The organism is Streptomyces sp. NPDC103540 (assembly GCF_055584445.1).
Map to the genome: position 1 here is coordinate 177,749 of NZ_JBVJMA010000005.1, position 12,576 is coordinate 190,324.

The following is a 12,576-nucleotide window of genomic DNA, read 5'->3' on the forward strand; positions in this document are numbered from 1 at the left end:
GCCGCGGGGCCGGCTCCGGGGCCGGGTGGGGCCTCGGAGCGGGCCGGGGCGGTCAGTGGCCGGTCGAGCCGCCGTTGTCGCGGCGGTCCAGGGCGCGCTGGAGGGCGGCGGCGGCGTTCTTGCGGTCCTCGTCGGCCGGGGAGACGTGGCGGACGCGGCGGGAAGCGGCGGAGGTGGGGGTCATGGTGATCGACTCCTTGAGATCACGGCGTGGCGGGGCCACGGATGAGGGGTTCCTTCAAGGCGCCGGAAGAGGCGGGGAGCTGCGGCCGCAGGGGTTGCCTGCACGGGGCACGCGCTCTCGACCGCCATTCGCCGGATCGGCGAGACGTTCGGCTCCTACAAAGCTAGGGCAGGTCCGGCTGTATGTCTCCGCAATTACTCGGACTTCCTAGTATCTGAGACGCAAAACCGCCCGGAAGGGCCCCCACAACGTTCCGATTTCAGGCCTTCTCAGCCCTGAGTTCCCTGATCAGAGCCCTAACGGCCAGGCTGGAGGCCAATTCCGGTGTGGTGACGTATCCCACGCGTCGCACCGGCCCGTCCGGGCCCAGCGAGGCGATCTCCACGGCGTCCGTGGCCTCGCGCAGCGACAGCGCGGGCATGATCGCCATGCCCAGGCCCCGGCCGACCATGGTCAGCACCATCGCGTCGTCCTCCGCCTTCACCGTCGCCCGGGGGATCCAGTCCTGGGCCCGCCACCACGCCCGGGTGTAGGAGCCGCAGTTCTCGTCCCAGTCCAACAGCGGCAACCCCTTCGGCTCGCGGTGTCCGGCCGGGTGCACCAGGGAGTACGCCTCCACCGTCAGCTCCCCGGACAACAGGCCGGGCGGTACGCCGTCGGCGGCGCCCAGGGTGGCGATGCCGAGGTCCGCGCGCCCCTCGGCCACCTCCCCCGCCGTGCCGGCCCCGATCTCGCGCACCACGCGCACCTCCGGGCGGATCCCGGGGTGGCGGGCCGTCAGCCGCTCCAGCGCGGGCGGCAGCAGGTGCAGGGCCGCGCTGCGGAAGGCCGCCACGCGCAGCACCCCTGCCGGCTCCTCCCGGCCGGGGGCGGCCCGGCCCGCGGCGCGCGCCTCGGCGCCCAGCACCTCGTAGAGCCGCAGGATGCGCCGGCCCAGGGCGACGACCCGCAGGCCGGCGGGGGTGGGACGGGCGCCGCCACGCCCGCGCTCGAAGAGCACCGCCCCCAGCTTGACCTCGCTGCCGCGCACGGAGTGCGACACGGCCGACTGGCCGACGTCGAGGACGCGGGCCGCCGCGGAGAAGGAGCCGGTCTCGGCGACGGCGACCAGGACCCGCAGTTCCTGGGGGGGCGAGCTCGGTCACGGGGGTTCCCACCTCGATGTATGAGCCGCGTTCATGGTCGGGCGGCTTCCATGAACGCAACCCCCTGCCCGGCCTTCGGATTCCTTCCTACGGTCGTCGCCATGACCACGCGCACCGCTCACGCCGTCCACCTGACCGCCCGGCCCTCCGGTTTCCCCACCCCCGACGGTTCGCCCGCGTCTCCTTCCCCGTCCCCGAGCCCGCCCCGGGCACCGCCCTGGTGGAGAACCTGCTGCTGTCCGTCGACCCTTACCACCGGGGGCTCATGGACGGCGGCGAGGGCGGCTTCGACCTGCACGCCCCGTTGGAGGGCCGCTCGGTGGGCCGGGTGCTGGCCTCCCGCGATCCGGGGCTGGCCGAGGGCGACCTCGTCTTCCACCGCTCCGGCTGGCGCACGCACGCCCTGGTGACCCGGGGCGTGGACGGGACCCGCCCGCTGCCCGCGCACGAGGGCGTCCCCCTGGAGGCGTACCTGTCCATCCTGGGCGGGACGGGCCTGACGGCGTACGCCGCCCTCACCCGCACCGCCGCCCTGCGCGAGGGCGAGGACCTCTTCGTCTCCGCCGCGGCCGGCGGCGTCGGCACGGCGACCGGGCACATCGCCCGGCTGCTCGGAGCCCGCCGGATCATCGGCAGCGCCGGTTCGGCGGAGAAGGTGCGCCGGCTCACCGGGGCGCTCGGCTTCGACGCCGCCTTCGACTACCACGACGGGCCGGTGGGCGAGCAGTTGGCGCAGGCCGCGCCGGACGGCATCGACGTCTACGTGGACAACGTCGGCGGGGACCACCTGGAGGGCGCGATCGACTCCCTGCGCGAGTTCGGGCGCATCGCCTGGGTCGGCGCCATCTCGACGTACAACGCCGACCGCGCCCCCGCCGCGCCCCGCAACCTCTTCGAGGTGGTCCACAAGTCCCTGCGTGTGGAAGGGGTATTGGTTCGCCACCACACCAATCTCCAGGAGGAGCTGGAGGAGTTCCTCGTACCGCACCTGCGCAGCGGCGCCGTGGGCACCGACACCACCGTTGTCCAGGGGTTCGAGCACACCGTCGACGCCTTCCTGGGCATGCTCCGGGGAGAGAACCTGGGCAAGATGCTGGTCCGTCTCACCGACTGAAACCGGCCGACCGGATGTTCACCGATTGATTACTGCACGGCTGTGGACCTTTGGCACGGGTGCCGCCACTCTTGCGGGCGACGTGCCGGAGGGGCACCCGAGTGGGAGGCGAGCAGCCAGTGACACCCATCAGCCGAAGAGGTTTCGTGGGCATCGGCGCCGGACTCGTGGCGGGGGCGACCCTGCCCGCGATCACGCCGACGACGGCGGCCGCGGCCGCGGCGACCGGCACCATCACCGACGTGCGGCACGTGGTGATCCTGATGCAGGAGAACCGCAGTTTCGACCACTACTTCGGCAGGCTGAAGGGGGTCCGCGGCTTCGGGGACCGCGCGGCCGGGAACATCCCGGGCGGCTGGGGCACGTTCAACCAACCCGACTGGGGCGGTCGCCGGTACCCGTGGAAGCTGTCCTCCACCCCGCCGGCGGGCGGGGTGGACGGCGCGACCCTGGCGCAGTGCACCGGCGACCTGCCGCACAGCTGGACCTCGCAGCACGCCGCGTGGAACCGGGGCCGGATGGACAACTGGGTCACCGGCGTCGGCAACAACCGCACCCTCGGCCACCTGGACCGGGGCGACATCCCCTTCCACTACGCGCTCGCCGACCACTACACCGTCTGCGACGCCTACTTCTGCTCGGCGCTGAGCGCCACCGGCCCCAACCGCACCTTCCTGTGGAGCGGGCGGATCGACGCGGGCAGCAAGGACGGCGGCGACGAGTCCGGACTGACCTGGGAGACGTACGCCGAGGCCCTCCAGCGGGCCGGCGTGAGCTGGAAGGTCTACCAGAACGCCCAGGACAACTACGGTGACAACGGCCTGGCCTACTTCAAGCGGTTCACCGACGCGGGCCCCGGCGACCCCCTGTGGGACCGCGGCATGGGCTCGGTCCCGAAGGTGACCGGCTCCACCCCGGACGACATCGCCGCCGCCCTCCGCGCCGACGCCCTCGCGGGCACGCTGCCGCAGGTCTCCTGGGTCGTGGCGAACGAGGCCTTCTCGGAGCACCCCTACGCCCCGCCCGGCGACGGCGCGCACTTCGTCGACCTGGTCCACCGTGCGCTGGCGGCGAACCCCGAGGTCTTCGACTCCACCGTCCTCTTCCTCAACTACGACGAGAACGACGGCTTCTTCGACCACGTCGCGCCGCCGACCGCCCCGCCCGGCACCCCCGACGAGTACCTCGACGGCCTCCCGATCGGCCTCGGCTTCCGCGTGCCGATGCTCGTCATGTCCCCGTGGACCCGGGGCGGCTGGGTCAGCTCCGAGGTCTTCGACCACACCTCGGTGCTGCGCTTCATGGAGACCTGGACGGCCGCCCTCGGCACCCCCGCCGTCTGCCCTAACATCAGCGCCTGGCGCCGCCGGGTCGTCGGCGACCTGACCGGCGTCTTCGACTTCGCCCACCCGGTCTACGGGGTCCCCGCCGGCCTCCCCTCGACGGCGAAGGTCATCGGCCAGTCGACCTGCGGCCCCCTGCCGAACCCGGCGCCCCAGGACAACGCCCTGCCGGCGCAGGAGCCGGGGACGCGCCCGGCGCGGGCGCTGCCGTACCAGGTCAACGGGAACCTGGACCGGTTGGAGTTCCGGGCGGGCGGTCAGATCCTGGCCTGGTTCTCGATGACCAACCAGGGTCCGCAGGCGAAGCGGCCGGCACACTTCTCGATCCACCCGCACCAGCACCGGGACACGGCCGCCTGGCAGTACACGGTGGATCCGGAAGGCACCGCGACGGACTGGTTCCACATCGGGCTCGGCAACGGCGCCGGGAAGTACGACATCTCGATGTACGGCCCGAACCGCTTCCTGCGCCGGTTCATCGGCGACGCGAACAAGGCCGGCAAGGCCCTGGAGGTCGCCGCCCGCTTCGCCGTGGAGCCGGGCACCGGCAAGACGGCGATCTGGTTCCGGATGACGAACGCCTCCGCCTCCCCGGTCACGTTCACGATCCGCTCGAACGCCTACCGCTCGGACGGCCCGTGGACGTACACGGTCCCGGCGAACTCCTCGCGCGAGGACTTCTTCAACGCCGTCGCCTACCACAAGGGTTGGTACGACTTCACGATCCTGGCGGACTCCGACGGCACCTGGTCGCGCCGCTACACCGGCCACATCGAGACGGGGGCCCCGACGGTCTCCGGATCCTGACCGGGCGCGGCCCCGTCCGGACGGCGTCCGGCCGGACGGCCGCTACAGCACGTCCCCGTCGCGCCAGTCGAAGTCGAGCCTCCCGGCCGGGTCCAGCGGGACCCCACCGGGCGGCGTCCACACCCAGGTCGAACCCTCCTCCTCGGGCAGCCGCTCGGGACCGCCCGGCCCGAGGACGCCGATCGGCCCGGGGTGCGGGCGCCAGCCCCGGCCCGCGTACAGGGCGGCTCCCGCCTCGGAGGCCGACAGCGCCCCCAGGACGTAGGCCCGGCCGATGACCCCCTCCAGGGAGGCCATCACCGCACCGGCGAGCCCGCGCCGCCGACGGTCCGCCCGCACGGCCACGCCCTCCACGTACCCGGTCCGCAGCGCCCTCCCCCGGTGCAGCACCCGCCGCTGGACCACACTGCCGTGCGCGACGGGCTCCCCGCCCTCGTACACCAGGGCGTGCATCCCGCCGAGCGCGTGCTCGAAGTCCTCGTCGCCGAAGTCCCCCTCGAAGGCCGCGTCGAGCAGGGAGCGCACCGCGCCGAGTTCCCCCCGCCCGAGCTCGCCGGTATGGCGCAGCACGACGTTCACGTTCACGGTGGCGTTCACCCGTCGACGGTATCAACGCCCGCGCAGGCGGCGTTCCAGTTTCTCCAGCGTGGGCGCGTCCAGCCCGGCCCGGCTCAGGTACGGTCCGGCGTCGAGGTTCGCCGCCGCGGCGTGGGCGAGGGCGTGGACCGTGGTGCCCAGTCCCGCGACGTACTCCTCGATCTCCGTGGCGTCGTACTCCCTCCCCCGCGCCGCGTGCATCGCCCTCACCCGCGGCTCGCTCAGGGCGTGGTCGTCGGCGACCTCGGCGGGGGTCGCGCCGGCCAGGCGCAGCAGGACGAGGGCGATGATGCCCGTGCGGTCGCGGCCCAGGCCGCAGTGGAAGGCGACCCCGCCCGGAGGGGCCTGCGCCACGGCGCGGGCCACGGCCGCGACGCGGTCGGGGAAGCGGTCCAGGAAAGGCCGGAAATACGCGGGGGTTCCGAAACCCGGAGTGTCCCACCAGACATCCCAGAAGTCGCGGTGCTCGATCCCGTCGAGGGGGATCGACAGCGTCGTGAGGACCGGCGGGCGCGGGGCGTGGTCCACCCCCCGCTCGTCGTCGTTGCGCAGGTCGATGACGGTCCGCACGCCGTGCGCGACCAGCGTGGTCCAACCGTGCGCGGTGAGCGCGTCCAGGCTGTCGGCGCGCACGAGCGCGCCCGGCACGAGCGCTCCGTTCCCGCCGGGGTCGCGGGCGTTGAAGCAGCCCTCCAGGTCCAGGAATCGACCGACGTTCGCCACGGTCATAGCCCCCCTGTCAGTACACAACGGACAGTTGTTCCTGACGCGGCTCTGGCCCCGGCGGTTGCGCCGCGTGAAGATCTGCCCATGTCGCCTGAAACGCAGCAGTGGTCCCCCACCCACGGCCACCCCTACCGTCCCGTCGCCTACCGGCCCGCGCGCATGCCCGCGCCCGAATCCCTCGCGCGCGCGGCCGAGTTGCGCGCGCGGATGGACGAGCGGCGGACCGTCCGCAGCTTCTCCCCCGACCCCGTGCCCGATCAGGTCGTCCGCGACGCGATCGCCTGTGCGGCGACCGCCCCCTCCGGCGCGCACCAGCAGCCGTGGACGTTCGTCCTGGTGAAGGACCCCGGCATCCGGCAGCAGATCCGGGCCGCCGCCGAGCAGGAGGAGCAGATCTCCTACGACGGCCGGCTGGGCGACGAGTGGCTCGCGGCCCTGCGCCCGCTGGGCACGGACGCGGTCAAGACGCACCTCACGGACGCGCCCGCGCTGATCGTGGTCTTCCAGCAGCGCTACTGGCTCGGCCCGGACGGCACGAAGCGCAAGCACTACTACGTCGACGAGTCGGTGGGCATCGCGGTGGGCATGCTGCTGTCCGCGCTCCACCTGAGCGGTCTCGCGGCCCTGATCCACACGCCGAGCCCGATGCGTTTCCTCGGCCACGTGCTGGGCCGCCCGGAGAACGAGAAGGCCTTCGCCGTGGTCCCGGTGGGCTATCCCGCGGACGACTGCGAGGTCCCGGACCTGGTCCGCAAGTCCCTGAACCAGGTCATGGTCGAGGTCTGAGGGGCCCTCGGGGTCACTGCGCGCCACGCCGTCCCGCCCCGGGAACCGGACCGCCCCCGCTCCGGACTTGGGGGTACCGGAGCGGGGGCGGGGTTCGGGGCCGGGCCTCGATCAGCCCATGTGGGGGTAGCCGTACTCGGTCGGCGGTACCAGGGTCTCCTTGATGGAGCGGGTCGAGGTCCAGCGCAGCAGGTTGGACGCGGCGCCCGCCTTGTCGTTGGTGCCCGAGGCACGGCCGCCACCGAAGGGCTGCTGGCCGACGACGGCACCGGTCGACTTGTCGTTGATGTAGAAGTTGCCCGCCGCGAAGCGGAGCTTCTCCATCGTGTCGGCGGCCGCGTAGCGGTCCTGCGCGATGACGGCGCCGGTCAGGGCGTACGCCGAGACGCTCTCCATCTGGGCGAGCATCTCGTCGTACTTGTCGTCCTCGTAGACGTGGATCGCGAGGATCGGGCCGAAGTACTCGGTCGTGAAGACCTCGTTCTCCGGGTCGGTGCACTCGATGACGGTCGGGCGGACGAAGTAGCCCTCCGAGTCGTCGTAGGTGCCGCCGGCGACGACGGTGCAGGTCGGGTCGGCCTTCGCACGGTCGATCGCGGCCTTGTTCTTGGCGAACGAGCGCTCGTCGATGACGGCGCCGATGAAGTTGTCCAGGTCGCGGACGTCACCCATGGTGATGCCGTCGACCTCGGCCGCGAACTGCTCCTTGAAGCCGTCGTTCCAGATGGAGGCCGGAACGTAGGCGCGGGAGGACGCGGAGCACTTCTGGCCCTGGAACTCGAAGGAGCCGCGGGTCAGGGCGGTCTTCAGGATCGCGCGGTCCGCGGAGGGGTGCGCGACGACGAAGTCCTTGCCGCCGGTCTCGCCGACCAGGCGCGGGTAGGACCGGTAGTTCTCGATGTTGTTGCCGACCGTCTTCCACAGGTACTGGAAGGTCTTGGTCGAGCCGGTGAAGTGGATGCCGGCCAGCTCGGGGTGGTTCAGCGCCACCTCGGAGACCGCGATGCCGTCACCGGTCACCAGGTTGATGACGCCCTTGGGCAGGCCCGCGGCCTCCAGGAGCTCCATCAGCAGGACGGCGGAGTGCGTCTGCGTCGGGGACGGCTTCCACACGACCACGTTGCCCATGAGGGCCGGGGCGGTCGGCAGGTTGCCGGCGATGGCCGTGAAGTTGAACGGCGTGATCGCGTAGACGAAGCCCTCCAGCGGGCGGTGGTCGCTGCGGTTCCACACGCCGGCGCTGTTCGCGGCGGGCTGCTCGGCGAGGATCTGCCGGGCGAAGTGCACGTTGAAGCGCCAGAAGTCGACGAGCTCGCACGGGGTGTCGATCTCGGCCTGCTGAGCGGTCTTCGACTGGCCCAGCATGGTGGAGGCGGCCAGCTTCTCGCGCCACGGGCCGGCCAGCAGCTCGGCGGCGCGCAGGAGGATCGCGGCGCGGTCGTCGAAGGACATCGCGCGCCAGGCCGGGGCGGCGGCCAGGGCGGCGTCGACGGCCTCCTGGGCGTCGGCCTCGGTGGCGTTCGCGTAGGTGCCGATGACGGACTTGTGGTCGTGCGGCTGCACGACGTCGAAGCGCTCGCCGCCGCCCATCCGCTTGACGCCGTCGATCGTCATCGGGAGGTCGATCGGGTTCTCGGACAGCTGCTTGAGCTGGATCTCGAGGCGCGCGCGCTCCGGGCTGCCGGGGGCGTACGAGTGGACCGGCTCGTTGACCGGCGCGGGGACCTGGGTCACAGCATCCATGGGGCGGGTAACTCCTTGACCTTGGTTTCGTGGACCTAGTTCTTGGTGATCATCGAGCGGAGGAAGAACAGCAGGTTGGCCGGCTTCTCCGCGAGGCGGCGCATGAAGTATCCGTACCAGTCGGTGCCGTAGGCCGTGTAGACGCGCATGCGGTGGCCCTCGGCGGCGAGCCGCAGGTGCTCCTCGCCGCGGATGCCGTACAGCATCTGGAACTCGTACTCGTCGAGCTTGCGCCCGGCCTGCCGGCCCAGCTCCTGCGCGATGGCGATCAGGCGCGGGTCGTGGGACCCGATCATGGGGTAGCCGTCGCCCTCCATGAGGATCTTCATGATCCGGACGTACGCCTTGTCGATCTCGCCCTTGTCCTGGTACGCGACCTCGGCGGGCTCCTTGTAGGCGCCCTTCACGATCCGGACGCGGCTGCCGGCGGCGGCCAGGCGGCGGGCGTCGGCCTCGGTGCGGAAGAGGTACGCCTGGATCACGCAGCCGGTCTGCGGGAAGTCCCGGCGCAGCTCCTCGTGGATGGCGAACATCGAGTCGAGGGTGGTGTGGTCCTCGGCGTCCAGGGTGACGGTGGTGCCGATGGCGGCGGCGGCCTCGACGACCGGGCGGACGTTCGCGAGCGCCAGCTCGTGGCCGCCCTCCAGGGCCTGGCCGAACATGGAGAGCTTGACCGACATCTCGACGGTCTCGCCGAGACCGAGGTCCGCGAGGCGCTCGATGAGCAGGAGGTAGGCGTCGCGGGCGGCGTAGGACTGCTCCACGGCGGTGATGTCCTCACCGACGACGTCGAGGGTGACCTCCAGGCCCTTGCCCGTGAGGTCCACGACGATCGGAATGACCTGGTCGACCGTCTCGCCGGGGATGAACCGGTTGACCACCGGCTTGGTCACCGGGGCGGCAGAGACGATTCGGCGCATCTTGTCGCTGCGCGAAGCGGCGAGGATCGCGGGACCCAGCACGGGGCACCTCCAACGGGTGGCAGAAGCGGACGTACGGTCCGCCGCGGGGGTGTGCTGCGGCCGTAGGGAAAACGCAAGTAAAACCACCGTGAAACCTAAGGATCTCCACGATCCTCTGCCATCGACAGCTGTCACGCATCCGTGGCCCGGATCTCATACATCTGTCTGAAGGGCCTGCTCGGGGGTGGGAGAATGTCCGGGTGAAGGGCGAATACCAGGACCTGGTGGACGAGATCTCGGCGCTGCTGGACGCCCCGGCGACGCTGGAGAACCGGGACTTCCGTCTGATCGCCTTCGGCGCGCACGACAGCGACGGCGACGGCGGCGAGCTCGTCCTGGATCCGGTGCGCACCCGCTCGATCCTGACCCGCCAGTCGACGGCCGCGGTGCGCAGCTGGTTCGAGGGCTTCGGCATCGCCCGCGCCACCGGCCCCGTCCGCATCCCGGCGGCCCCCGACGCGGGCGTCCTGACGGGACGGATCTGCCTGCCGGTGCGCTACCGCGGCGTCGTACAGGGCTACGTGTGGCTCCTGGACCAGGATCCGGGCCCCGCGCCGGAGGCCCTCGCCGCGGCCATGGAGGCCGCCCAGCGGATCGGGGTGCTGCTCGCCGAGGAGGCCAGGGCGGGCGCCGACCTCTCGCGGGAGTTCCTCGCGGTGCTGACGGCCGCGCGGGGCTGGCAGGCCGACATGGCCGTGGCCGCGCTGCGGGTCGCCCTGGGGCCCGGGGCGGACGGCCTGCACGCGGCGGTGTGCGTGGCGCCGTGGGTCGGGGAGGCGCCGGCCCAGGTCCCGGGCGCGGCCGCGGTGTGCGTGGTGCCCGGGCAGGACACGGCGGATCCGGGGCGGCTGGCGGTGCTGGTGCGGCTGCGCACGGCCGACGCGCTGGCGCCCGCGCTGACGGCGGTGGGCCGGTTGCTGCCGCGCGCGGTGGGCACGGCCTCCCCGGCGGGCGGGGCGGCGGGCAAGGGCGGTACGGGCGCGGCGGCCGGGGTCGGCGGGGCCGCCGGCAAGGGCGGTACGAGCGCGGCGAGCGGTACGGGCGCGGCGGACGGGAAGGCCGCGGCCGGGGTGGGGGCCGGGGTGACCGCCGGGCTCTCCGAGCCGGTCCGGGCGCTGTCGCAGCTGCCCGCCGCCTGGGCGCAGGCCACCGCCGCGGCGCGGGCGGCCTCGGCGCAGCCCCGGCTCGGGCCGGTGGCCCGGTGGTCGGGGATCGGCCCGTACCGGATGCTGGCCACCCTGGCCGCGCGTCCCGACGACGACCCGGCGACGGGCGCCCTGCTGGGTCCGGCCCACCGCGAACTCGCCCGTACGGCGGAGGTGTTCCTCGACTGCGCGGGCCAGGCGGGCCGCGCGGCGGCGGCGCTGGGGATCCACCGCCAGACCCTGTACTACCGGCTCGGCCGGGTGGAGCAACTGACCGGCCTCGACCTGGACGAGGGCGAGGACCGGCTGCTGCTGCACATGGCCCTGAAGGCGGCCCGGCTGCACGCCTGACCCGGCTCAGCGCGGGGCGGCGGCCTCCAACGGGGCGCCGCTCAGGGAGTCGAGGAGGATCCGCTCCCCCAGCGGGCGGGACAGGGTGACGAGCACCTTCGCCGCGCGCAGGCTCATGTCGCACCCGCTCTCCCCGTGCGCCCCCCGCGGGCCCCGCGGGTCCTTCGAGGGCAGGATCCGCCCGGCCAGGACGACGGTGTCGGCGCCCTCCAGGACGTCGACGGCGACTCCGTCGTCGCAGGCGCCGTGGCCGGCGGTCACCTCGAAGGAGGTCGCCCCGGGCGGGACGGCGACGTACCCCCACAGGGGGGCCGCTCCCCCCTCGAAGGGGGCCAGGGGCTCGATCGGCGGTTTCGGCAGCGCCTCGGGGCGGACCGCGAACCGGGCGAGCGGGGTGTCGTAGCCCTCCACGGTGAACAGCCACGCGGGCACTTCGGCGGGGCCCCGGCCGGTGCGCGCGGGGGTCGTCGCGAAGCGGACGGCGGTGACGGTGAGGGCGGGGAGGGTGGGGTCCCCGTCCGGGGCGCGGTCCAGTTCGGCGTACGCCTCCCCCGCGGTCAGCAGTCCGACGGCCACCTCGCCGCCGTCGGGGAAGCGTACGGGCACGGCGGGCGGCGGGGCCGCGGGCAGCTCGGCGCGCAGCGTGAAGTTCCCCGCCGCGTGGGCGGCCTTGTCGGCCCCCGAGCGGAAGCCGCCGGCCGGCTGCCAGTCCTGGGTGCCCAACGGGTGGAACCCCGAACGCCATTGGCGCAGCGCCTGCGGGTCCTGCCAGGCGGCGGCCACCCGTTCCCGGCGCGACAGGGTCTCATCGGGGCCGCCGCGCGGCGGCCCGTCGCCCCGGCCGCAGCCCGCCCCGAGAGCCGTGAGTGCCGCCAGGGCCACCCCGGCCGCCCGGGCCCGGGCGGCGCGCCCCGACCCTCCGTACGTTCGTGTCCGCCTCGCCGCCACGACGCCCCCTCGACCCGGTCCGGTTCGCTTCGGTCGCCGCTGGGACGGGGGCCGCGCGGCGGCGGTTCCCGTTCCGCTCGCGCGGGGCGCGCGGGGACCCGTACGCCCGTCGGGACGGCTACGCCTGCGGCGTCGGCGCGCCGCCGAGCTCCCCCGCGATCCGCCGCATGCCCTCGGTGAACTCCTCGGCGGTGGCGGCGCTCTCGGGGTCGAAGAGCCACTGGATCATCAGGCCGTTGAGGAGCGCCTGGTAGACGGCGCCGACCGTCCGCTCCTCGCGCTCGGTGATCTGCTCCTCCGGGGTCCCGGTCACCATGGAGACGAGGCCCCGGCGGCCCTCGGACTGCGAGGCGGCGAGCATGGCCCGCAGTTCGGGGCGGGTGTCCCGGCCCAGCGCCACCTCCAGGCTGGCCGACCAGACGGGGCTGGACGCCTCGTGCCGGGCGAGGACGCCCTCCCAGACGGACCGGAACCGCTCCAGGGTGCCCGGCTCCCCCGCCAGGCCGGCCTGGAAGCCGTCGCCCCACTCCTCCATCAGCGCGATGAACGCCTGCGTGAGCAGGGCGTCCTTGGAGCCGTAGTGGTAGCCGATCGAGGCGAGGTTCGTACCGGACGCGCTGACGATGTCGCGCGCGGTGGTCCGCACGAACCCCTTCTCGGCCAGGCACTTCTTGGCGCCTTCGAGCAGGTCTTCACGATGTCCCATGCCGCCACGGTAGCAAGAC

11 protein-coding genes and 1 pseudogene are annotated in these 12,576 nt (G+C 73.4%); 4 read left to right on the plus strand and 8 right to left on the minus strand.

What is annotated here, in order from left to right; all coding sequences use genetic code 11:
* Positions 1 to 52 precede the first annotated feature (52 nt).
* Together ACZ6ZI_RS14185 and ACZ6ZI_RS14190 are read right to left on the minus strand one after the other, a co-directional pair.
* On the minus strand, positions 53 to 184 hold the full coding sequence (locus tag ACZ6ZI_RS14185) for a hypothetical protein (RefSeq protein WP_363063489.1): 132 nt from the start codon (positions 182 to 184) through the stop codon (positions 53 to 55).
* Between the two features lie 259 nt (positions 185 to 443).
* Entirely contained in the window at positions 444 to 1,304 is an 861-nt protein-coding gene (locus ACZ6ZI_RS14190; RefSeq protein ID WP_469520575.1) for a LysR family transcriptional regulator, read from the minus strand.
* A 126-nt stretch (positions 1,305 to 1,430) separates the two neighbouring features.
* On the opposite strand from ACZ6ZI_RS14190, the pseudogene ACZ6ZI_RS14195 reads away from it, so the two are divergent.
* Positions 1,431 to 2,443, plus strand: a pseudogene (locus ACZ6ZI_RS14195) (NADP-dependent oxidoreductase).
* Positions 2,444 to 2,562: 119 nt separating this feature from the next.
* Positions 2,563 to 4,593: a phosphocholine-specific phospholipase C gene (locus ACZ6ZI_RS14200; protein WP_469519888.1), complete on the plus strand. Its 2,031-nt coding sequence runs from the start codon at positions 2,563 to 2,565 to the stop codon at positions 4,591 to 4,593.
* Positions 4,594 to 4,635: 42 nt separating this feature from the next.
* Here the strand turns inward: ACZ6ZI_RS14200 and ACZ6ZI_RS14205 are convergent, their stop codons facing one another.
* Positions 4,636 to 5,190, minus strand: a complete 555-nt coding sequence (locus ACZ6ZI_RS14205; protein WP_469519890.1) for a GNAT family N-acetyltransferase — start codon at positions 5,188 to 5,190, stop codon at positions 4,636 to 4,638.
* A gap of 12 nt (positions 5,191 to 5,202) precedes the next feature.
* A complete protein-coding gene (locus ACZ6ZI_RS14210) occupies positions 5,203 to 5,919 on the minus strand; it encodes a tyrosine-protein phosphatase (RefSeq protein ID WP_469519892.1) in 717 nt (238 codons plus the stop codon).
* A gap of 81 nt (positions 5,920 to 6,000) precedes the next feature.
* Here ACZ6ZI_RS14210 and ACZ6ZI_RS14215 point away from each other — a divergent pair, with 81 nt between their 5' ends.
* Positions 6,001 to 6,702 (plus strand): nitroreductase family protein, encoded by a 702-nt coding sequence (locus ACZ6ZI_RS14215; protein WP_363063477.1) that lies wholly within the window; start codon positions 6,001 to 6,003, stop codon positions 6,700 to 6,702.
* Between the two features lie 111 nt (positions 6,703 to 6,813).
* On the opposite strand, the gene pruA is transcribed toward ACZ6ZI_RS14215, so the two are convergent.
* Positions 6,814 to 8,445 (minus strand): L-glutamate gamma-semialdehyde dehydrogenase, encoded by a 1,632-nt coding sequence (gene pruA, locus ACZ6ZI_RS14220; protein ID WP_469519897.1) that lies wholly within the window; start codon positions 8,443 to 8,445, stop codon positions 6,814 to 6,816.
* Between the two features lie 35 nt (positions 8,446 to 8,480).
* On the minus strand, positions 8,481 to 9,407 hold the full coding sequence (locus ACZ6ZI_RS14225; protein WP_363063473.1) for a proline dehydrogenase family protein: 927 nt from the start codon (positions 9,405 to 9,407) through the stop codon (positions 8,481 to 8,483).
* A 200-nt stretch (positions 9,408 to 9,607) separates the two neighbouring features.
* On the opposite strand from ACZ6ZI_RS14225, the gene ACZ6ZI_RS14230 reads away from it, so the two are divergent.
* A complete protein-coding gene (locus ACZ6ZI_RS14230; RefSeq protein ID WP_469519899.1) occupies positions 9,608 to 10,903 on the plus strand; it encodes a helix-turn-helix domain-containing protein in 1,296 nt (431 codons plus the stop codon).
* Between the two features lie 6 nt (positions 10,904 to 10,909).
* On the opposite strand, the gene ACZ6ZI_RS14235 is transcribed toward ACZ6ZI_RS14230, so the two are convergent.
* A complete protein-coding gene (locus ACZ6ZI_RS14235) occupies positions 10,910 to 11,785 on the minus strand; it encodes a hypothetical protein (protein WP_469519902.1) in 876 nt (291 codons plus the stop codon).
* A gap of 184 nt (positions 11,786 to 11,969) precedes the next feature.
* Positions 11,970 to 12,557, minus strand: coding sequence for a TetR/AcrR family transcriptional regulator (locus ACZ6ZI_RS14240; protein WP_469519904.1), 588 nt, complete (start codon positions 12,555 to 12,557; stop codon positions 11,970 to 11,972).
* Between the last annotated feature and the right edge of the window lie 19 nt (positions 12,558 to 12,576).